21 protein-coding genes are annotated in these 21,400 nt (G+C 59.9%); 11 read left to right on the top strand and 10 right to left on the bottom strand.

Going from position 1 to position 21,400, the window contains the following annotated elements; translation table 11 throughout:
- Window positions 1-20: 20 nt before the first annotated feature.
- The 6 genes from purF to E5180_RS02790 all read left to right on the top strand — a co-directional run bounded on the left by purF (window position 21) and on the right by E5180_RS02790 (window position 5,595).
- Window positions 21-1,505 (top strand): amidophosphoribosyltransferase, encoded by a 1,485-nt coding sequence (purF, locus tag E5180_RS02815; protein ID WP_138923061.1) that lies wholly within the window; start codon window positions 21-23, stop codon window positions 1,503-1,505.
- Window positions 1,506-1,722: 217 nt separating this feature from the next.
- The gene (locus tag E5180_RS02810) at window positions 1,723-1,989 is read left to right on the top strand and encodes a pilus assembly protein PilP (RefSeq protein WP_138923060.1); all 267 of its coding nucleotides are present in this window, start codon (window positions 1,723-1,725) and stop codon (window positions 1,987-1,989) included.
- Between the two features lie 93 nt (window positions 1,990-2,082).
- The gene (locus E5180_RS02805; RefSeq protein ID WP_138923059.1) at window positions 2,083-2,733 is read left to right on the top strand and encodes an SDR family NAD(P)-dependent oxidoreductase; all 651 of its coding nucleotides are present in this window, start codon (window positions 2,083-2,085) and stop codon (window positions 2,731-2,733) included.
- Window positions 2,734-2,805: 72 nt separating this feature from the next.
- The gene (gene surE / locus E5180_RS02800; protein ID WP_138923058.1) at window positions 2,806-3,591 is read left to right on the top strand and encodes a 5'/3'-nucleotidase SurE; all 786 of its coding nucleotides are present in this window, start codon (window positions 2,806-2,808) and stop codon (window positions 3,589-3,591) included.
- Complete coding sequence (locus E5180_RS02795) at window positions 3,588-4,247, top strand: protein-L-isoaspartate(D-aspartate) O-methyltransferase (RefSeq protein WP_138923057.1); 660 nt, start codon at window positions 3,588-3,590, stop codon at window positions 4,245-4,247. Before surE ends, E5180_RS02795 begins: the two co-directional genes overlap by 4 nt.
- A 76-nt stretch (window positions 4,248-4,323) precedes the next feature.
- Window positions 4,324-5,595 (top strand): M23 family metallopeptidase, encoded by a 1,272-nt coding sequence (locus E5180_RS02790; protein WP_138923056.1) that lies wholly within the window; start codon window positions 4,324-4,326, stop codon window positions 5,593-5,595.
- A 73-nt stretch (window positions 5,596-5,668) separates the two neighbouring features.
- Here the strand turns inward: E5180_RS02790 and E5180_RS02785 are convergent, their stop codons facing one another.
- From E5180_RS02785 to E5180_RS02770, 4 genes are read right to left on the bottom strand one after another with little or no spacing between them, the layout of a single operon-like run.
- Entirely contained in the window at window positions 5,669-6,508 is an 840-nt protein-coding gene (locus E5180_RS02785; RefSeq protein ID WP_138923055.1) for an ATP-binding protein, read from the bottom strand.
- Window positions 6,505-7,389, bottom strand: a complete 885-nt coding sequence (tatC, locus tag E5180_RS02780) for a twin-arginine translocase subunit TatC (protein ID WP_093732589.1) — start codon at window positions 7,387-7,389, stop codon at window positions 6,505-6,507. The genes E5180_RS02785 and tatC overlap by 4 nt, the downstream gene beginning before the upstream one ends.
- Window positions 7,386-8,066 (bottom strand): Sec-independent protein translocase protein TatB, encoded by a 681-nt coding sequence (tatB, locus tag E5180_RS02775; protein ID WP_138923054.1) that lies wholly within the window; start codon window positions 8,064-8,066, stop codon window positions 7,386-7,388. Before tatB ends, tatC begins: the two co-directional genes overlap by 4 nt.
- A 6-nt stretch (window positions 8,067-8,072) precedes the next feature.
- Complete coding sequence (locus tag E5180_RS02770) at window positions 8,073-8,309, bottom strand: twin-arginine translocase TatA/TatE family subunit (RefSeq protein ID WP_138923053.1); 237 nt, start codon at window positions 8,307-8,309, stop codon at window positions 8,073-8,075.
- A 176-nt stretch (window positions 8,310-8,485) separates the two neighbouring features.
- Here E5180_RS02770 and E5180_RS02765 point away from each other — a divergent pair, with 176 nt between their 5' ends.
- Window positions 8,486-9,187: a helix-turn-helix transcriptional regulator gene (locus E5180_RS02765; RefSeq protein ID WP_254700518.1), complete on the top strand. Its 702-nt coding sequence runs from the start codon at window positions 8,486-8,488 to the stop codon at window positions 9,185-9,187.
- Between the two features lie 51 nt (window positions 9,188-9,238).
- Here E5180_RS02765 and E5180_RS02760 read toward each other — a convergent pair whose 3' ends face one another.
- The 3 genes from E5180_RS02760 to E5180_RS02750 form a co-directional block, all read right to left on the bottom strand.
- Entirely contained in the window at window positions 9,239-10,342 is a 1,104-nt protein-coding gene (locus tag E5180_RS02760) for an ABC transporter ATP-binding protein (RefSeq protein ID WP_138923052.1), read from the bottom strand.
- A 43-nt stretch (window positions 10,343-10,385) separates the two neighbouring features.
- Window positions 10,386-11,744 (bottom strand): sodium:proline symporter, encoded by a 1,359-nt coding sequence (locus tag E5180_RS02755; protein WP_138923051.1) that lies wholly within the window; start codon window positions 11,742-11,744, stop codon window positions 10,386-10,388.
- Between the two features lie 155 nt (window positions 11,745-11,899).
- Window positions 11,900-12,679 (bottom strand): SDR family oxidoreductase, encoded by a 780-nt coding sequence (locus E5180_RS02750; protein WP_138923050.1) that lies wholly within the window; start codon window positions 12,677-12,679, stop codon window positions 11,900-11,902.
- A 183-nt stretch (window positions 12,680-12,862) separates the two neighbouring features.
- Here E5180_RS02750 and E5180_RS02745 point away from each other — a divergent pair, with 183 nt between their 5' ends.
- Window positions 12,863-13,876 carry a Hint domain-containing protein gene (locus tag E5180_RS02745; protein ID WP_138923049.1) on the top strand — a complete coding sequence of 338 codons (1,014 nt, stop codon included), beginning with the start codon at window positions 12,863-12,865 and terminating at the stop codon, window positions 13,874-13,876.
- Here the strand turns inward: E5180_RS02745 and E5180_RS02740 are convergent, their stop codons facing one another.
- Complete coding sequence (locus E5180_RS02740; RefSeq protein WP_138925094.1) at window positions 13,877-14,236, bottom strand: nuclear transport factor 2 family protein; 360 nt, start codon at window positions 14,234-14,236, stop codon at window positions 13,877-13,879.
- Between the two features lie 132 nt (window positions 14,237-14,368).
- Here E5180_RS02740 and E5180_RS02735 point away from each other — a divergent pair, with 132 nt between their 5' ends.
- The 3 genes from E5180_RS02735 (at window position 14,369) to E5180_RS02725 (ending at window position 18,786) form a co-directional block, all read left to right on the top strand.
- Complete coding sequence (locus tag E5180_RS02735; protein WP_138923048.1) at window positions 14,369-15,988, top strand: peptide chain release factor 3; 1,620 nt, start codon at window positions 14,369-14,371, stop codon at window positions 15,986-15,988.
- Window positions 15,989-16,030: 42 nt separating this feature from the next.
- Complete coding sequence (locus tag E5180_RS02730) at window positions 16,031-16,975, top strand: glycosyltransferase family 2 protein (RefSeq protein ID WP_138923047.1); 945 nt, start codon at window positions 16,031-16,033, stop codon at window positions 16,973-16,975.
- Window positions 16,976-17,112: 137 nt separating this feature from the next.
- Window positions 17,113-18,786 (top strand): DEAD/DEAH box helicase, encoded by a 1,674-nt coding sequence (locus E5180_RS02725; protein ID WP_138923046.1) that lies wholly within the window; start codon window positions 17,113-17,115, stop codon window positions 18,784-18,786.
- A gap of 160 nt (window positions 18,787-18,946) precedes the next feature.
- Here E5180_RS02725 and E5180_RS02720 read toward each other — a convergent pair whose 3' ends face one another.
- Window positions 18,947-20,614, bottom strand: a complete 1,668-nt coding sequence (locus E5180_RS02720; protein ID WP_138923045.1) for a ribonuclease J — start codon at window positions 20,612-20,614, stop codon at window positions 18,947-18,949.
- A gap of 4 nt (window positions 20,615-20,618) precedes the next feature.
- Window positions 20,619-21,392, bottom strand: coding sequence for a type III pantothenate kinase (locus E5180_RS02715; protein ID WP_138923044.1), 774 nt, complete (start codon window positions 21,390-21,392; stop codon window positions 20,619-20,621).
- Between the last annotated feature and the right edge of the window lie 8 nt (window positions 21,393-21,400).

Below are 21,400 nucleotides of genomic sequence, written 5' to 3'. Positions count from 1 at the left end.
TTTCCCCGTTGTCCAAGATCATGCCCCCCGCACACCCATTTGATTCCTCGTATCTGCGTGACGCAGATGATGGGGATAAACTTAAAGAAGAATGTGGGGTGTTCGGCGTGATTGGCGTTGCAGACGCCTCGAACTTTGTCGCCCTCGGCCTGCACGCGCTGCAGCACCGTGGTCAAGAAGCGGGCGGGATCGTCAGCTATGACCCCACCGCCGGCTTCCAATCGGCGCGCCGCTTTGGCTATGTGCGCGATAACTTTACCTCGCAAAAAATCATGGAAACACTGCCCGGCGAACTGTCGATCGGGCACGTGCGCTACTCTACCTCGGGCAACAAAGGCCCGACAGCGATCCGTGACGTGCAACCGTTCTTTGGTGAATTCGCCATGGGCGGTGCCGCGATTGCCCATAACGGCAATATCACCAACGCCAACGCCCTGCGCCGCGAACTGATTGAACGCGGGTCGATCTTTCAGTCCTCGTCGGATAGCGAATGTATCATTCACCTGATGGCGCGCTCGCTTCAGCAAAACATCCCCGAGCGGATGGAAGACGCCCTGCGCCGTGTCGAAGGCGCATTTTCGGTTGTGGCCATGACCCGCACCAAACTGATCGGCGTGCGCGATCCATTGGGTGTGCGTCCGCTGGTTCTGGGCAAGCTCGGTGACGGTTGGGCGCTAAGCTCTGAAACCTGCGCACTGGACATCATCGGTGCCGAATTCGTTCGTGAAATCGAACCGGGCGAAATGGTGGTCATCACCCCCAAAGGTGTCGAAAGCCACTTTCCGTTTCGCCGCGTCGCATCGCGCTTTTGTATCTTTGAACACGTCTACTTCAGCCGTCCTGACAGCATCCTTGGCGGGCGGTCCGTCTATGAAACCCGCGAGGCGATCGGCCGTGAACTGGCCAAAGAATCCCCCGTCGACGCGGATCTTGTCTGCCCCGTGCCAGACAGCGGCACGCCGGCAGCCATCGGGTTTAGCCTCGAATCGGGTATCCCCTATGCGATGGGGATCATACGCAACCAATACATGGGCCGGACCTTCATCGAGCCGACCGAACAGATCCGTAACATGGGCGTGCGGCTGAAGCTCAACGTGAACCGGGCGCTGATCAAGGGCAAGCGGGTCATTCTGGTTGACGATTCGGTTGTCCGTGGGACCACCAGCCGCAAGATCAAAGAGATGATTCTTGATGCCGGCGCGAAGGAAGTTCACTTCCGCATCGCGTCGCCGCCCACAGCATGGCCGTGCTTTTACGGTGTGGACACGCCGCAGCGCGAAAAGCTGTTGGCCGCGACCATGTCAGAAGAAGAAATGCGCGAGCACCTTCAAGTGGATAGCCTCAAGTTCATCTCGCTTGACGGGTTGTATCGCGCCGTGGGCGAAGCAGAGGGCCGCAACAACAAATGCCCGCAGTATTGCGATGCGTGCTTCTCGGGCGACTACCCTGTCACCCCTACTGACCAGATCAATCAAGGGTTCGAGATGAAGCCAGCCGCCGAATAAGGGCCGCTTACTCCGTTACATTTCCGCAGGGGCGGGCGCAGGGATCAACCCCTCGCCCGCCCTTTTGCGTTTATGCCCCCGCGCCGCTGGCAAAGCTTTGCTGACCTGCAAGCCAGTCTTCGCCAGCCTCCGTCCTGCCCTCTTTCGAATGACCGGCGGCTTTGTTAGCTCAACGGTCTAACCACTTCCCGACACCAGAGCGCACCAAGAGGCACCTATGGCGACCGACGAAAAAGGCACTCCGACACCGCAAAAAGTTCTTAGTCTGGCAACGCAGCAGGCATCCTTGCCCAAGCTTGCCCTGATAGGTACTTTTGGCAGTCTGACCGAACCCGGCGCATTGATCCGGGACGGCCGCGGGCGTATCCACCGGGTCACGTTGAACGACAAGATCAGCGACGGAATCGTTGCAGCCATCGGCGACGACAGCGTGGTACTGTCGCAGCGCGGACGTACCGTGACGCTGAAACTGCCCAAGGGCTGACCCGCGCGCACGATTAGCCCCCGTGTTGGCCCCGTGCCGCTGCGACGCCGCGCCCCACTTGACGGGGGACGGTGGCTCAGGCAAAGCCACCTCATGACAAAAACAGCTCTTATCACCGGCGCGTCCCGCGGCCTTGGTGCCGCTTTGGCCGAAGCGCTTTGCGACACCCACCACATCATTGCAGTGGCCAAAACCACCGGCGCCCTCGAAGAGCTGGATGACCGCATCCAGTCCCGTGGCGGCAGTGCGACGCTGGCCCCGATGGACATCACCAATGCCGATGCGATGGCGACCCTGTGCCGTGGCATTTACGACCGTTGGGGCAGCCTCGATCTATGGCTTCACACTGCCGTCCACGCCGCCCCATTGGCCCCGACCGATCACATCGACGCCAAGGACATGGCGAAATCTGTCGCGTGTAACGTCACGGCCACCTCGACGCTGATTACCTATGTGGCACCGCTGCTGGGGCAATCGGGTCAGGCTGTGTTCTTTGACGATCCCGTCGTGGCGACCAAGTTCTTTGGCAGCTATGGGGCCACCAAGGCCGCACAGATCGCGCTGGCCAAAAGCTGGCAGGCCGAAAGCGTGAAAATCGGGCCGCGCGTGCACGTCATGACGCCTGCCCCCATGCCAACCGCCACGCGCGCACGCTTCCACCCCGGCGAGGACCGCGAAACGCTAAACACGCCGCAGTCGCAGGCCGCTGAAATTCTGGCGCAACTTGCGGCTTCCCGGCCCTAAAACTTGATGCGGCGAAGGCTCCTGCCTTGCCGCGCCGCGCCCCGTCGCTTATCAAGGCGCAAAGGGGAATTTATGCGCATTCTGATCACGAACGACGACGGTATCCATGCTCCGGGTCTTAAGACCCTGCACGCCATTGCCACCGCACTGGCTGGACCCGACGGCGAAGTCTGGACTGTGGCCCCTGCCTATGAACAATCCGGCGTCGGCCATTGCATCAGCTACACCAAACCCATGATGGTCGAGAACGTCAGCGACCGCCGCTTTTCCGTCGAAGGCAGCCCGGCCGACTGCGTGATGGCGGCGCTGCACGATTGTATGCTGGATGCCCGTCCTGATCTGGTGCTGTCAGGCGTGAACCGCGGCAATAACGCGGCTGAAAACACGCTTTATTCCGGCACAATCGGCGGCGCGATGGAGGCCGCTTTGCAAGGCATCCCCGCAGTGGCCCTGTCGCAATACTATGGTCCGGAAAACCGCGATCTGGACGATCCCTTTGAAGCTGCCGCATCACACGGGGCCGATGTGATCCGGCGCATTCTGGACGCCACGCCGCCCCACGGGTCGGGCTACCGTCTGTTTTACAACGTGAACTTCCCCCCCGTGGCTGCCGCCGACGTCCAAGGTATCCGCCTTGCCGCTCAAGGGGTGCGCCGCGACACCACGTTCTCTACGATCCCGCAGCTGTCCCCCTCGGGGCGGCGGTTCTTGTGGATCAAGGGGGCCGACCAACAGATCCCGACAGACGCTGGCACCGATGCGGCGCTGAACCTCGACGGCTATATCACTGTCACGCCGATGCGCGCTGACCTGACGGCTCATGATACATTTGACGCGCTTAAAGCCATCAATACATGAGCGACGAAGAAGAAATCACGGACGCGACCCGCAAGATGCAGTTTCTTTACGCACTCCGCTCCAAAGGCGTGACCGACGCCCGTGTCTTGAACGCGATGGAACAGATCGACCGTGGCCCGTTTATCCGTGGCCTGTTTGCCTCGCGCGCCTACGAGGACATGCCCCTGCCGATTGCCTGCGGCCAAACGATCAGCCAGCCGTCCGTTGTCGCCCTGATGACGCAGGCGCTCGATGTGTCGTCGCGTGACAAAGTGCTCGAGGTCGGGACAGGATCTGGCTATCAAGCCGCGATCCTCAGCAAGCTTGCGCGGCGCGTCTATACCATCGACCGCCACCGTCGGTTGGTTGTGGAAGCCCGACAGATTTTCGATGACCTCGCCCTGTCAAACATCACCGCGATCATCGGCGATGGCAGCTTTGGTTTGCCCGAACAGGCCCCCTTTGACCGGATCATTGTCACCGCTGCGGCCGAAGACCCCCCAGGGCCCCTTCTAGCACAGCTCAAGGTGGGCGGCATAATGGTGGTGCCTGTAGGCCAATCGGACACGGTTCAACACCTCATACGGGTGCGCAAAACAGAGACCGGGCTGGAATACGACGAGCTGCGCAAAGTGCGCTTTGTTCCCTTGCTTGAAGGGCTGGGAAAAGACGGCTAATTGCAGTATAGCAAGGGGAACTCCGCCCGAACGGGGACCCCAAGGCGCATACGGCACCGAATACGAGGACGAGCAGATGACCCAACCAAACGTGACCCGTACCCTCAAGCTGACGGTACTGGCGGGCAGCTCTGCGCTTTTGCTCGCTGCCTGTGACCGCCCCCTGGATATGGATTTGCGCGGCGGCTTTGGTGACGGTTTCACCACCGCCCATGCAGCCACCGGACCGCTGGACGAACGCCCCGCACCGGACAACCGCGGGGTGATCTCTTACCCTAATTATCAGGTCGCCGTGGCGCGGCGTGGTGACACGCTGGCTGATGTCGCGACCCGCGTAGGGTCCGATGTGGGCAGCCTGTCGCGCTATAACGGCATCGACGCCACAGTCCCCCTCCGCAAGGGAGAGATCATCGCCTTGCCGACGCGTGTATCCGAACCGTCACCTGCAACGGGGGCATCTGGTACCGGTCCGATCACCACCGCTGCGGTCGATATTCAATCCATGGCCGGCGGCGCGATCAACCGCGCGCCCGCCACCCCCGGCGTCCAAACCACCGCACTACCGTCGGCCCAGACCATGACCCGCGAAAACCCAGCGAAACAGACCGGGATCGAACCCATCCGCCACAAGGTCGAACGCGGCGAGACCGCCTATACCATCGCACGCCTCTATGCCGTGCCGGTTGAAACACTGGCCGAATGGAACGGGCTTGGTGCTGATTTCTCTGTCCGCGAAGGTCAATTCCTGCTGATCCCTGTCGCGCAACAGGCCGCGCCAAACCGCAGCGCCGCCGTGCCCGCCGCGGCAACAGCCACTGCGCCGGCACCCACCGCCCCGACACCCACCAGCCTGCCGGGCACCGGATCGCCCACACCAACCCCGCCAAGTGCAGCAAAGCCCCTGCCCCCCGTGGATGAAAAGCCCGCTGCACCAAAACCCGAACCCGCGGCGGCCAAACCCGTCGCTGACGTGGGCAAGACCACACAGCCCGCATCGTCGGGGCGCATGTCGCCGCCCGTTCAGGGCAGCATCATCCGCGCCTATTCCAAGGGCAAGAACGAAGGCATCAACATCAAGGGCACGCCGGGTGCTGCCGTGAAGGCCGCCGATAGCGGTACCGTCGCAGCGATCACCAAAAGCGCCGAAGGCGTGCCGATCGTCGTGATCCGCCATCCTGACAACCTGCTGACCGTCTATGCGAACGTCGCCAATGTGTCGGTCGCTAAGGGTGATAGTGTGGCAAAAGGGGCGAACATCGCCAAATTGCGGCCGGGCGACGATTCATTCGTCCATTTCGAGGTCCGCAACGGCTTTGATAGCGTCGACCCGACACCCTATCTGAACTAAGCTGAATTTTCTGTGTTATGTTTGGTCCTGCGGTCCTCCAAAAGGGGGCCGCAGCTGACCTATATTGGCGTGGTCACAAAGTGACGCCGCGCCGCCCAGCCAAATCAACAAAATACTGCCACGCCACACGACCCGACCGCGCACCGCGCGTGGCCTGCCACTCAATCGCTTCGCTATGTAGGGTCTTGGCGTCAATCTCTACGCCATAGGCATCGCAGTAGCCGCGGATCATATCCAGATATTGCTTTTGATCGCAGGGGTGAAAACCCAACCACAGCCCGAAGCGATCCGACAATGACACTTTTTCCTCAACCGCTTCGGCAGGGTTGATGGCCGAACCGCGTTCGTTTTCGATCATATCGCGGGGCATCAGGTGGCGGCGGTTCGACGTGGCATAAAGCACGACATTCTCGGGCCGCCCCTCGATCCCGCCATCCAGCACCGCCTTGAGCGATTTGTAATGCGCATCGTCATGACCAAAGCTGAGGTCATCACAATACAGGATAAAACGCTGCCGCGCGCCACGCAGCAGGTTCAGCAACCGGCCCACCGACGGCAGGTCTTCGCGCTGCAACTCAACGATGCGCAACCGGTCATGGCTTTCGCGGACATGGGCGTGCACGGCCTTGACCAGGCTCGACTTGCCCATCCCCCGCGCGCCCCAAAGCAGCGCGTTGTTTGCAGGCAGTCCAGCGGCGAACTGCGTGGTGTTGGCCAGCAACGTATCCCGCGCACGGTCTACACCGACCAGCAGGGGCAGATCAACTTTGCTAACCGTCTCAACCGGCGCCAGATGGTCAGGCCCTGTCTGCCAGACAAAGGCCCCCGCCACATCAAAATCGGGGGCTTTCAGCGGCGCAGGAGACATTCTCTCCAACGCCGCTGCGATACGGTCCATAGGGTCACGGTTCACTTCAGGTCGTCCTCATCCTCTTCGAACTCTGCAAGGATCGGGTCATCATATTCGTCGTCATAATACCCGTCCGCACGCAGTTGTTCTTCTCGTTTGCGTTCGACACGCCGTACAAGAAAGATAGAGATTTCGTAAAGCCCATAGACCACAACAAACAGGATCCCTTGGGTGATAACATCGGGCGGTGTGACAAGTGCAGCCAGCACCAGAATACCGACAACCGCATATTTGCGCACGTTGCCAAGCCCTTCGGCGCTGACCAGACCGGCCTTGCCCATCAGCGTCAGCAGAACCGGCAGCTGGAAACACAGGCCAAAGGCCACAATAAACTTGATCGTCAGGCTCAGATATTCCTGCGCAGAGCCCTGAAAGGCGATCGCCGCGATCCCGCCTGCGTTATCCGTGCCCTCCCCCACAAGCGTACCGGCCTGCTGGAAACCAAGGAAGAAATCGAACGCCAGCGGCGTTACGACGTAAAACGCAAAGGACGCGCCCAAAAAGAACATCAGCGGGCTCGAGATCAGGAACGGCAGGAAGGCGCCCTTTTCGTTCTTGTAAAGACCCGGGGCCACAAACCGCCACAGCTGATAGCTGATATAAGGAAAGCCCAAGACCAGCCCGCCCAGCAAAGAGATAGAGATAGCGACGAAAAAGCCCTCTTGCAGCTTGATCAGGATCAACCCGCAATCATCCTGACCGCGCTCGGCCATCGCTGAACACAAAGGGTGCGTCAGAAAGTTAAAGATCGGATTCCACACGGTAAAACAGATCACCATCCCGATGATAAAGGCGATCACCGAATGGATCAGCCGCGTGCGCAGCTCTGCCAGATGCTCGATCAGCGGGGCGGCACTGTCGTCAATATCGTCCGAAGCACTCATGTGTCACTCTTTTTGGCCGCTGGCTTTTTGGGCGCGGTTTTCTTGGCGGCAGGTTTCGCTGCAGCAGGTTTCTTTGCGGCTGGCTTTTTTGCAGGCGCCGTCTTTGCAGGCGTCGTTTTTGCAAGCGTCGTTTTTGCAAGCGGGGCTTTGGCTGCCGGAGTCTTCTTGGCCAGCGTTTTTTTCGCAGGGGCCTTCGCAGCCTCTGTTGCCGTCTTTTCGATCTGGGGTGCTGCGGACGGCGTGGCCAGATTTGCCTCGGCGGCTTCCGCCTGCGCCAATGCGTCCGAGGCTTCACGCTGCTTGCGCTCTGCCCCGGCGCGCGCGGTCGCGGCCTGGATCTTCTTCACATCCTCGGCGCGCTCGGCGGCCAGCTTGCCGGTATTGCTCTCGGGGTCAAACTTCGTAAGCGATTTGGTCGCCGATTTCACCTCGTCCATCGCCGATCCCAGCGGGTTTGTGGCTGTCTTCAACGACTTACTCAAGCCCGCCGACATCTCGCGCATGCCGGTGTCGTCGGCCGCATCATTCATTGCGCTGCTGAATTCACGCGCCATACCCTTGGCCTTGCCGACAAACTGGCCGACCTTACGAAACAGCACCGGCAGGTCTTTTGGACCCACCACGATCAGCGCAACAACGCCGACGACCAACAGCTCTGACCACCCCATATCAAACATGAGAGCTTACACCCGGTCCTTGTCGGTCTTCGTTTCGGTGACAACAATTGTGTCATCGCCCAGCTCTGCGGTATCCTTGTCGCCATTTTTGACGTCGTCTTCGCCTTCGCTGATGCCTTTTTTAAAGCTGGTGATGCCTTTGCCCACTTCGCCCATCAGGCTGGAAATCTTGCCGCGCCCGAACAGGACCAACACCACAACTGCAATCAGCAAAAGACCCGGAAGGCCGATATTGTTCAACATAGTCTCAACTCCATATTCCGAATGTATGCACAGGGGGACTGCCCCCGCGCCAGAAAACTCTGATCCTTTTTAGGCCCGCGTCGGGGCAGCTTGAAGAGCCAAACCAACGGCCGCGCTACCTCGTGTCGCAAAATTTGTGTGACCGGACTGCGCCCCCATACGCTCCTGACAGTTTTTTGACAGTTGCCTTGCGCCGCCGTCCGACACGTGGCACATCCTTTACCATGCGCCGCAGTGATCGATTGTTTTCCCTGCTCACCACTTTGGGTGACCACCAGTTGCACCGTGCCGAAGATCTGGCGCGGGCGGCAGGCGTGTCCTTGCGCACGCTTTACCGAGACATCGCGAGATTACAGGCGTCGGGTGTGGCGATCACGGGCACCCGTGGTGCAGGCTACCGTTTGACGCCCACCACCGTGCTGCCGCCGCTGTCCCTGTCGCAAGAAGAGATAGAGGCCCTGCAGCTTGCCCTCGCGGTTGTGCTTGAAACCACCGATCCCGACTTGAAGGCAGCCGCGACATCCCTCGCCCAAAAGATCGACGCGGCGCTGCCTGAAACGGCGCATCCAGACACGCTGGACTGGCAACGGGTCGAACACCCGTTCGCCAATGCCGCACGCGGGATGGCGCATCTGCCGGTACTTCGCGCCGCCATCCGCGCACGCCAGAAACTCAGGATCGTCTATAATGCCGACGACGGATCGCTCAGGACGTTGGTTTTGCATCCCCTTGCCCTGACCCACGCGGCCCGCAGCTGGCTCCTGTCAGGCTGGAATGAAGCTAACGAGAAAACTGAAACCCTTCGCCTTGACCTGATCGAAGACACGCACCCGCTACCCGAACTGTTCACCGCGCCGCCAGCCTTCCAAATGGATTAGAATCCTCGCCGAAGGCATCCCGCGTGCACACCACAGACAGGCGTCCGCGTTTTACCTCGCAGGATGCACTGGGAAGACAAAACAGCGGTCACGGCGCACGGTCAGCCACATCACGGCCCCCGGTTGCGGCAGGAAGACATTAGGCACGGTGGCACGCAGGGTGCTGCCGTCATGGTCCATCACGAATTCCACCAGACTTTCATTGCCCATGAACCGCGCACGGGCGACCACAGCGCGGGCCGCTGTCCCATCCGTAGACGTCGGCAAAGGCCCTTTGCCCCCGCGGTCAAAGTCGATCCGTAAATGCTGGGGCCGAAACACGATATCCACCTGCGTTCCATCTGGTACGCCGGGGGCTAGGAACCGGCCAAAGACCGTATATGCCAGCGCCCCCGTAACCTCGGCCCGCAGCACATTGGCGTCCGAGAAAAACGCGACCGAGGCACGATCGACAGGGCGCGTATAGACGTTATAGGGGGCCCCCTGCTGCACGATTCTACCGTCGCGCATCAACGCGATTTCGTCGGCCATGCGCATGGCTTCTTCGGGTTCATGGGTCACCAGCAATACGGCGGTGCCTTCTTCTTTCAAAATACCCAACGTCTCGTCGCGGATGTCATCCCGCAGACGGTTATCAAGACCCGAGAAAGGCTCGTCCATCAGCATGATCTTGGGCCGCGGAGCCAAAGCCCGCGCCAGCGCCACGCGCTGCTGTTCACCGCCAGACAGCTGATGTGGGTAGCCGTCGATGAACCGCAAAAGGTCGACACGTTCCAACAGCTCTTCGATGCGGGCGCGGCGTTCAGCCTTGTTGCCCGTTTTCAGGCCAAAGCCTACGTTATCGGCTACGCTCAGGTGCGGAAACAGGGCAAAGTCCTGAAACATCAACCCGATCTCGCGTCGCTCGGGCGGCACGCGGAACACCGTGTCGCAAATCAGCTTGCCGTCCACATGGATCGTGCCGCTGTCCTGCATCTCGACACCCGCGATCATCCGCAGCGTGGTCGACTTGCCGCAGCCCGACGGACCCAGCAGGCAGGTCACCTGCCCCGGCATTATCTTCAGGCTGACGTCATCCACGACAGCCCGCCCGCCATAGGCGCGCTGAAGGTTCTTGATTTCAAGCCGGGGATGCTTCTCGGTGAAGTCTGTCATGGGCGCGGTCTAATCCGATCATTTCACTCGGGATCGACCGGTATCAGCCCCGCCGCGTGCCCGCAAGCACCGCTGCAAAGCCTGCGACCAGTACGCTCACACAAATCACCAAAAGCTGTTCGTATTTATGCCCCTCGGGCAGCACGGCAGCAAAGGCGGGCCATGCACGCGCGAAATAGGCAAACGCCCCCAGCATCGCGGCCCCAAAGGCGGCGAAATAGGCCCAAGGTGCAATCTGGCGCTGCATCACCAGCCCCACAATCAGAACCGGCGTCAAAAACATCGACGCCGTCCCGGACACGGCCACCGCGTCAAACAGCGTCGCATTGCCCCACAGCGTCAGCACCGTGCCTGCGACCATAAAGCCCAGCATCACAACCCGCCCGCCATTCAGGCTGCGCGGCGCGAGCTTCAGCTCTTCGACCACCAGCCGTGCGGCAGAAGAGAGCGCGGAATCCAGCGTGCTCAGCGCCGATACCAGCAGCGAGATCATGAGCGCGACAAAAACCCATGCGGGGAACATCGTGGCCCATGTGCCGATCAGCTCGCCCTCGTATGCGGCACCGGCAAGGCTTGCCTGAATACCAAAAAAACCAAAGCCGATGATGCACAGCGTCGAGATCCAGAACGCATGCACGAAAGAACGGCGCGTCGTCTGTGGATCAGCGATGAACCCGCGATCCATCATCACCGGATCATGTGCGGGGTAGGAAAACACCTGCAACAACGCCACCGCCAGTAGCACCCAACCGTTATAGGCCCCCGCCGTCCCCGGTGCCGTGACAACCGCGCCCAGATCAAAACCGGGAGAGACGACCAGCGCCACAAAAGCGACGCCGAAGACCACCAGGAACACCACCATCTGCACCACATCGGTGCGCAGCGCAGCACTGAGCCCACCCCAAGCGGAATAGCCCAAGCCCACAAGCGCCACGATCAGGATCGCCGGCGTGCCGCTGCCCTCAAGCACAGCGTTAAAGATCAGTCCCACCACCAGCAGGTTCGCAAATACCTCGGACAGGAGCCGCAGGGCAATCACCAGATTATAGCAAGCGTTCCCTGCTCCGCCAAAGCGTGCCCCTAGCCAATCCTGCACGGACATGGCCCCGTTCTGGCGCAAACGGCCCACGATAAAACCGCCGGTTAGGAAGGACCCGTAATATGCGGCATAGGCCAGCGTCCCCGCGATGCCGTAGTAGTAGCCCAAGATCGCCGCGTTCATCAGGCTGCGGGCGAAAATCCACGTGGTGACCTGGCTCAGCACCAGCGTCCAAAGCCCCGGCACCCCGCCTTGGGCCGTCATTCCGCCAAAGAACCCTTCGACAGAGGCACGCCGAGGTGCAGCCAGAAGGCTGACGGCGATAACGACACCGAACAGGACAAACAGAACAATGGGAGACATCAGGGGTTACCTTTGCAAAAGACTGTAGCAACTATGGGTAACCGAGCAAAAACTGCCGCGCTATCTATCGCGCGGCAGTCTGTCGTAAACGTGATGGAATATGTCAGCCCGTCCGCTGCGCTACCCCATGGGTGCCGCAGCGTCAGACCCACAGCTTACATCGTCATGTTTGTCGCGCCACCGTCGAGCAGAAGGTTCTGGCCCACAATAAAGCCCGCGTGCGTTGAGCACAGAAAGGCGCAAGCCGCCCCGAATTCATGACGTGTGCCGTAACGCCCTGCGGGAATTGTTGATGCGCGCTCGGTGCGGGCCTCTTCCAGCGTGATGCCCTTTTGTTTGACGACACCCCCATCCAGCGCATCGGCGCGGTCGGTGGCGTGAATGCCCGGCAGCAGGTTGTTGATCGTGACACCCTTGCCCGCGACCTGACGCGAGGTACCCGCGACATAGCCGGTCAGACCGGTACGGGCAGAGTTGCTGAGCCCCAGAACACCAATTGGCGCACGTACGGATTGCGAGGTAATGTTGACGACACGGCCCCAGCCACGGTCCATCATCGCAGGCACCAGCGCTTTGATCATCGCGATGGGGGCGAGCATGTTCGCGTCGAGCGCCTTGATGAAATCCTCACGGTCCCAATCGCTCCACATGCCGGGGGGCGGGCCACCTGCGTTGTTGACCAGAATGTCGATGTCGCCAGCAGCGTCCAGCACCAGCTTCTGGCCTTCGTCCGTGGCGATATCGGCGGCAATGGTGGTGACCTCTACGCCATAGTCCTGACGGATGCGTTCAGCGGCTGTTTCCAGATCAGCGGCACCGCGTGCGTTCATCACCAGATTCACACCCGCTTCGGCCAGCGCCTCTGCACAGCCCAGGCCAAGACCCTTTGACGATGCGCAAACCAATGCGCGTTTTTCTTTGATTCCCAGATCCATAGCGATCTCTCCCGATTAATGTTCGCGCAAGTCGTAGCACTGTCACTGCGAACAATGCCAGCAAAAGGCCAAAGGCTTGACCACAATGAGACACAATCTTATGGCAAAGATGCTATAACCACCGACGGTTATGCGACCGCCGGTATTGATTTACCTTACCATTCGTGCGCAAAGGCCCGCCCCATGACCTCGCCCCGCCCTTCCTCACCGCAAAGCGTCCCTGTCTACCATGCGACGCAATTCACGGCGACGGATGGTGCGAATATGGGCGATCCGATGTCCTTTGCATCAGAGCTGCTGCTAGATGATGTCTACGAACTTTCCTATGGCGCGGCCCCTGTGCGCCTGTCGATACAGGCGGCAGCAAACGGCAGCTTGTCGATCGCGCCTGATACGCAAACCGGCGCCAGCGGCGCAGCGCTGCATCTGGATTGTGCGCTGACCTTCATGTCGCCCGATGGGCAAATCAACGACGCGATCCTGCTGGTCGAGGTGGCGGACGATGGCCACGCCGAGGCGATTTACCTTATCCCGCTGAGCGCGCTGTCGCCGAAAGTGGAATACCGGCTGGTTGGCATCGACACCCAAACCATGCGCCAGAAATTCGCGCAGGTTGCCTGCGTGTCCTTTACCCGCGGCACGCACATCACCATGGGTACCGGCGAACAGCTTCCGATTGAAGATCTGGTGGTGGGCGACAAGATACTCACCCGCGATGATGGCGTGCAGGCAATCCGCTGGATCAGCCAGAGCACAGTGCGTGCCGTCGGTGAATTTGCACCGATCTGCATTGATGCGGGCACACTGAACAACGACAATGACCTTATCGTCAGCCCCGACCACCGCCTGTTCATTTACCAACGCCAAGACCGTCTGGGCGCGGGCCGCTCGGAACTGCTGGTCAAGGCACGGCATCTGGTGAACGGTGATACAGTGCGCGTGCAAGACGGCGGCTTCGTCGATTACTTCCAGCTGCTGTTTGACAGCCATCAGATCATCTATGCCGAAGGGATCGCAGCGGAATCCATGCTGATCGACAGCCGCACCAAGGGCGTGCTGCCGCAAGAGCTGTCGGATGCCATGGGCGATGTCATCCCCGGTCATTCCGACCTGCCCCATGCGGGGCTTGATGTGTCCGAACCGCTGCTTGACCGTCCCGACGCAGCTGAACTGCTGCGCCGCGCCAGCATGCGCTAATCAGCCAAAGAACTCCTCGCGTACGATTTTGCCATTTGCCACATGGTAAACAGCGACCTCTTTCATCTCCATCACATTGCCGCTGGCCTTTTCGCGTGCGGCAACGTCGAACATAACGGCAAAGCGTTCGTCGCCATGTAGCATCGGGTCGCTGACGTTCTGACGCGTGACCTCCATCGCGCCGTCCCACCAGGCATGCTTGCCCTTGATCCCGTCGAGGCCCTTGATTTCACGCCCGTTACCGTGATCCATCGCTTCGACTGACACGGCATCCGCCGCATAAAGCCGATCAAGGTTCGCCACCTCGTGCCCTTCGCGGCACCCTTTCACCAAAGCTTCTGCAATCTCTTTCAGCTCCATCGTCTTCTCCCTTTCTATGACCTCACGCGCCTCATAGTACCCGATTTTCACGCGCGGCCCCAAAGAAATGCCACCCACCGCCTGATCCAAGCAGCCTTGCGCGTGTGTTCGGGCGTGGATATATGCCAATCCATGTTGGATACCCCCTCAAACCGCCCCGCTTTGCCTGCCGAAATCGCTCGGCGTCGCACCTTTGCGATCATTTCCCACCCCGATGCAGGGAAAACCACGCTGACAGAGAAATTCCTGTTGTTCGGTGGGGCGATCCAGATGGCGGGACAGGTGCGTGCCAAGGGCGAGGCCCGGCGCACACGGTCCGACTTTATGGCGATGGAAAAAGACCGCGGCATCTCTGTCTCGGCGTCCGCCATGTCGTTCGACTTTGTGAACAAGGGCACGAACTACCGTTTTAACCTTGTGGACACGCCCGGCCACTCGGACTTTTCCGAAGATACCTACCGCACGCTCACGGCGGTGGACGCAGCCGTGATGGTAATCGACGGCGCGAAAGGCGTGGAAAGCCAGACGCAAAAGCTGTTCGAGGTCTGCCGCATGCGCGACCTGCCGATCCTGACCTTTTGTAACAAGATGGACCGCGAAAGCCGCGATGTGTTCGAGATCATCGACGAAATTCAGGAAAACCTCGCGATTGACGTGACCCCCGCGAGCTGGCCCATCGGCGTGGGCCGCGACTTTATTGGTTGCTATGACATCCTGCGTGACCGGCTGGAACTGATGGACCGTGCCGACCGCAACAAAGTATCCGCAAGCATCGCGATCGAAGGGTTGGACGACCCAAAGCTGGCCGAACATGTGCCCGCCGCGCTGCTCGAAAAGCTGCGTGAGGATCTGGAAATGGTGCGCGAGCTGATGCCGCCGCTGGATGCTGAACTGATGGCCGAAGGGTCACTGACGCCGATCTGGTTCGGGTCCGCGATCAACAGCTTTGGCGTCAAGGAACTGATGGATGGCATCGCTACCTACGGGCCGGAACCACAAATTCAGTCGGCGCAGCCAAGGAATATTTTACCTGAAGAAACAAAGGTTTCCGGCTTTGTCTTCAAGGTTCAAGCGAATATGGACCCCAAGCACCGCGACCGCGTTGCCTTTGTCCGCCTTGCCTCGGGCCATTTTACCCGCGGCATGAAACTGACCCATGTGCGATCCAAAAAAGTCATGTCTGTGACCAACCCTGTGATGTTCCTTGCCGCCGACCGCGAGCTGGCAGAGGAAGCCTGGGCCGGTGACATCATCGGCATTCCCAACCACGGCCAATTGCGCATCGGTGACACGCTGACCGAAGGCGAAGCGATCCGTGTAAGCGGTATCCCCTCCTTTGCGCCGGAATTGCTGCAAGGCGTCCGTGCGGGCGACCCGATGAAGTCAAAGCACCTCGAAAAAGCGCTGATGCAGTTCGCCGAAGAAGGTGCCGCGAAAGTGTTCAAGCCCGCCATCGGGTCCGGCTTTGTCGTGGGCGTTGTCGGGCAGTTGCAGTTCGAAGTGCTCGCCAGCCGGATTGAACTGGAATATGGCCTGCCTGTGCGCTTTGAGCAATCACAGTTCACCTCGGCACGCTGGGTGAACGGTGACCGGCAAGCCGTTGAGAAGTTTACCGAAGCCAACAAGCAGCATATCGCCCTCGATCATGACGGCGACGTCGTTTACCTGACGCGGCTGCAATGGGATATCGATCGCGTCGACCGCGACTATCCTGATGTGCGTCTGACCGCGACCAAGGAAATGATGGTCTAACTTGGGCTTGCCAGCCCGACACGCGCGCCGCACATTGGCCCCATGACTGATGTGACATGGGGCATCGCCTCTACCATTCTGGCACCGACGCGCGACATATTGCAGTTCGCCGCCTATCATTTGGCGGCGGGCGCGCACCGGCTGTATATTTACCTCGATGCGCCCAACGACGAAGCCTTTGCCCATCTGGACGCCCACCCCAAGATCCGCGTCATTACCTGCGACGCCGCCTATTGGAAGCAGCGCAAGCGCGATCGTCCCGAGGCGCACCAGCAACGTCAGACGGCCAATGCTACCCACGCCTATAATCGTCGGCGCGAGGTCGACTGGCTGATCCATATGGATGTCGACGAATACCTTGTCGCCGACCGCCTCATCGCTGACATACTGGCGCAGTGCCCCACCGATCCGCCCGCCACCCGCGTCCGCCCGATGGAGCAGCTGTCGGGCGACCCGTCTGTGTTCAAGGATTTCATTCCCAGCGGCCCCGACCGCGCACGCATCGTGGCAGAGCTTTACCCGACCTATGGGGCCTATCTGAAAGGCGGATTTCTCAGCCATCTGGCAGGTAAGGTCTTTGTCCGCACAGGGCTGCCGAACATGCATTTGCGCATCCACAATGTCTTTCAGAAAGGCGAGATGCTGGCCTGTCATGATGCCCCGACGGGCATCTCGCTGGCCCATGCCCATGCAAAATCATGGGATGACTGGATCGGCGCCTATCGCTACCGTGTGACGAAAGGCAGCTACCGCCCCGAACTGCGCCCCAACCGCCCCTATGACCAAGGAGGCCTGTCCCTCAATGACCTCTTTTCAATGATCGAGGGCGAAAGTGGCGAAGCGGGACTGCGCGCGTTTTTCGATGAAGTCTGCGCTGATACTCCCCAATTACGCGCCCGTCTGCGCAGCCACGGCCTGCTGCGCGAGGTCGATCTGGCGCTACCCGACCATCTGGCAACACATTTCCCCCGCTTCACAGCGCCTTAGCGCATCTGTTTGACCTGACGGGCAGTTCTTGCTAATGGGTGCAGAACATGTCGCGGAGAGCCTCCGCCCCTTGGGCCATGCGGGCCGACATGAATGCTGCCGCGGGCCAAATGAGCGTCCGCTATCATCGGACACACATGACAAAATTTTCTGATCTAAACCTTAATCCTAAAGTCCTAAAAGCCATTGATGAGGCCGGGTATGAAACCCCCACGCCGATCCAGGCCGGTGCGATTCCACCTGCCCTTGCTGGCAGAGACGTGTTGGGAATCGCCCAGACAGGTACCGGCAAAACTGCCAGCTTTACCCTGCCCATGATCACCCTGCTTGCCCGTGGACGCGCTCGCGCGCGGATGCCACGCAGTCTGGTGTTGTGTCCCACGCGGGAACTGGCAGCACAGGTCGCCGAAAACTTCGACACCTATACCAAGCACCTGAAATTGACCAAGGCGCTGTTGATCGGCGGCGTTTCGTTCGGCGAGCAGGACAAGCTGATCGACAAAGGGGTCGACGTTCTGATTGCGACGCCAGGCCGTCTGATTGACCATTTTGAACGCGGCAAACTGATCTTGTCCGACGTCAAGATCATGGTTGTCGACGAAGCGGACCGGATGCTTGACATGGGGTTCATCCCCGATATCGAACGTATCTTCCAGATGACGCCCTTTACCCGTCAGACGCTGTTCTTCTCGGCCACCATGGCCCCAGAGATCGAACGTATCACAAACACCTTCCTGTCCGCTCCCGCGCGTATCGAAGTCGCGCGTCAGGCGACCACGAGCGAGAATATCAAGCAAGGCGTGTTGATGTTCAAACCCTCGCGCAAGGACCGCGAAGCGACGGAAAAGCGCAAGGTTCTGCGCGCGTTGATCGACGCCGAGGGCGACAAATGCACCAACGCCATCATCTTCTGCAACCGCAAGATGGATGTGGATACCGTGGCCAAGTCGTTGAAAAAATACGGCTATGACGCCGCACCAATCCACGGCGATCTGGACCAAAGCCAGCGGACCAAAACCCTCGACGGGTTCCGCAATGGCGATCTGCGCTTCCTTGTTGCTTCTGATGTTGCGGCACGGGGCCTTGATGTGCCGTCGGTCAGCCATGTCTATAACTTTGATGTGCCGTCCCATGCCGAAGACTATGTGCACCGCATTGGCCGGACCGGCCGCGCGGGCCGCGACGGCAAGGCGATCATGATCTGCGTACCACGTGATGAAAAGAACCTCGAAGACGTGGAACGTCTGGTACAGCGCGAGATTCCGCGACTGGAAAACCCGTTGGGTGGCCAAGAAGTCAAAGCTGACGTCCAGACAGATGCCAAGACAACAGATGCGCCTGCTGCTTCAACCGACGCTGGGACCTCCGCGGATAAACCCAAGCGGACCCGTTCGCGCAGCCGCAAGAAGCCTGAAGCGGCTAAGACTGACGCCGATCAGACAGTGACCCCACAGACAGTGACCCCACAGGCAGATACGCCACAGGCAGATACGGCGCAGACGGATACAGCGCAGGCCAGCAGCCCAAAGGCTGACGCTCCGAAAGCTGGAGCCAAGCCAGCGGCCAAGCCGCAAGCGAACAAATCCGAGAAACCTGCGCAGGGCAGCACCGAAAAGGCCGCTCCGCAAAAGGTGGACGCCACGCAGGACGACAAGTCGACCAACCGTCGGAGCCCCCGTGGCGGGCGTGGGGAAAACACCCGCAATGACAACAACCGCCAGCAGAACAACCGCAATGACAACCGTGTCGTCGGTCTAGGCGATCACACGCCCGAGTTCATCGGCCTGAGCTTTGCCGAGCGCTGCGAATAACCCTTCGCTTCCGCTGACCATCTAATAAAAAGGCGCAGAGCATTCTCTGCGCCTTTTCTTTTGCGCAGTACCCTGCCGCGTGTCCCCCATTAGTCTTCCATACAAACGCAAAACGCCGCGCAGTGGCCTGCACGGCGTTTCGATTTAGCGTGTCGATGCCTTAGCTTAGACGGCTGACAACGATGGTGACTTCGGGCTTTTTACCGATTTCATCATTAGCCGACTGACGCACAGTGCGCTTCAGTCCGTCGTGCAGCTTGTCGTCGTCGCGCAGTGTCTTGGCATTGGCGCGGCCAAGGAACTGCGCCAGATCGGCCTCAAGCACTTCGACGAGCGACGTCTTGGACCGGCCCTGCTCTGGCAAGCCCATAGCGTCGACCCAAGGGTCGCCCAAAGCTTCGTCGTTTTCGTCCATGATCACCGTCACGGTGACATGGCCGTTCAGCGCCATGCGAATACGGTCGCGTACAACGCCGTCCATCGCGCCAATTTGCGTCGACCCGTCCAGATAGGTGCGCCCGCTGTCGACATATTCAACAACCTTCGGCTCGTTGCCCGATAGGTCGATCATCATGCCGTTCACGGCCAGAACACCCTTCATTCCCTTGGCGTTGGCGATTTTGGTATGTTCGCGCAGGTGGCGGTGTTCGCCGTGCATCGGGATCAGGATCTGAGGTTTTACCACATCATGCAGCGTTTCCAGATCAGGACGGTTGGCGTGGCCCGACACGTGGTACAGACCCGAACTGTCATCGACGATATCAACGCCCATTTCAGAAAACGCATTGATGACCTTGATCACGCCACGTTCATTGCCCGGGATGGTTTTGGAGGAAAACAGGAACATGTCCCCTTCTTTCATCTCCAGCCCCATGTATTTGCCACGCGCCAGCTGCGCCGACGCCGCACGGCGTTCGCCTTGCGAACCGGTCACCAACAGCATCAGGTTTTCACGCGGGATGCCGCGGGCCTCTTCCGGGCTCACGACCGGTGGGAAGTCCTTCATCACGCCCGTTTCAAGCGAGGCTTCGACCATGCGTTTCATCGCACGACCCAGCAGAACGACGGAACGCCCTGCCCGTTCGCCAGCATCGGCCAAGGTCTTCACACGCGCGACGTTCGAGGCAAAGGTCGTCGCGACGACCATACCCTGTGCGGTACCCAGAAGCTTTTCGATCTCGGGCCCGACGGTGGCCTCAGACCGGCCGGCGTTCTGCGAGAACACATTGGTACTGTCACAGATCAACGCTTTGACGCCGTCCTTGGACACATCAGCCCAAAGTTCGGGGTCATAGGCCTCACCGACGCCCGGTGTCATGTCGATCTTGAAGTCACCCGAGTGGATCAGGCGATCGCCCGCCACGTCGATCACCAAGGACGACGATTCAGGGATAGAGTGGGACATGGGCAGGAAGCCGACCGTGAACGGCCCGACCGTGGTCTGCTGCGGCCACGGTGCCACGGTGGTCACCGCGTCTTCGGGATGGCCGTACTCGTCCATCTTGCGCTTGGCAATGTTCGCGGTGAACTTGCGCGTATAGATAGGGGCGCGCAGACGGTCATAGGTATGGGCCACGGCACCGACGTGGTCTTCGTGGGCGTGGGTGATAAATATCGCCTCGATCTGGTCGCGGCGTTGTTCAAGCCAGGCGATATCGGGGATGATCAGATCCACGCCGGGGCTTGTGTCCATGTCAGGGAAAGCAACGCCGAGGTCGACAACAATCAGCCGCTCCTTGCCGGGTTTCCCGTATCCATACACATAGGCATTCATGCCAATTTCACCTGCCCCACCGAGGGGCAGATAGATCAATCTTTCGCTGCTCATATGACTAAGCGGTATCCTTGTTATAGTTATAAATCACGGTCAAGCCGTGCATCGTCAAATCATCTTGGTATGCATCAAACAGATCGACTGTCTGTTGAAACAGCGGGGCCAGCCCGCCTGTCGCAATCACGCGCATCTCGCGGCCGCGTTCAGCCTTTATTTGGGCACATATCTCACGGACGAGGCCGACATAACCCCAAAAAATGCCCGATTGTATGCAAGAGACGGTATTTGTACCGATTACCGCCTGTGGTTTAGAGATGTCTACATGAGGTAAGGCGGCTGCGGCGTTATGCAATGCCTCGAGGCTCAGGTTCACGCCGGGGGCGATCACACCGCCGATATAGGCCCCGTCGCTGTCTACCACGTCAAAGGTCGTCGCGGTGCCGAAATCGACAACAATCAAGTCCCCACCGAACAGATCATGCCCGGCAACTGTGTTAACCAGACGGTCCGGCCCCACGGCTGTGCCCACGTCTACCCGAACATCAACGGGCAATCGGCAATCGGGTTTACCCACCACAATCGGGCGTGTGTTAAAATATCGATCCGCCAGCACACGCAGATTGAACACCACCCGCGGCACTGTCGAGCTGATGATCACATCGGTGATATCGGCCTTTACGCCCTGAAACTTCATCAAGGTGCTGAGCCAGACGTAATATTGGTCAGAGGTGCGTTGCCATTCGGTTGATGTGCGCCAGGTCGCAATAAACCGCGTTCCGTCCCAGATTGAAAAGACTGTATTGGTATTTCCGCAGTCAATCGCCAATAGCATGGCACATC

Source organism: Sulfitobacter sp. BSw21498 (genome assembly GCF_006064855.1).
Lineage (GTDB): Bacteria > Pseudomonadota > Alphaproteobacteria > Rhodobacterales > Rhodobacteraceae > Sulfitobacter.
The sequence above is the reverse complement of the archived record's forward strand: the minus strand, read 5'-3'. Positions and strand labels throughout refer to the sequence as shown.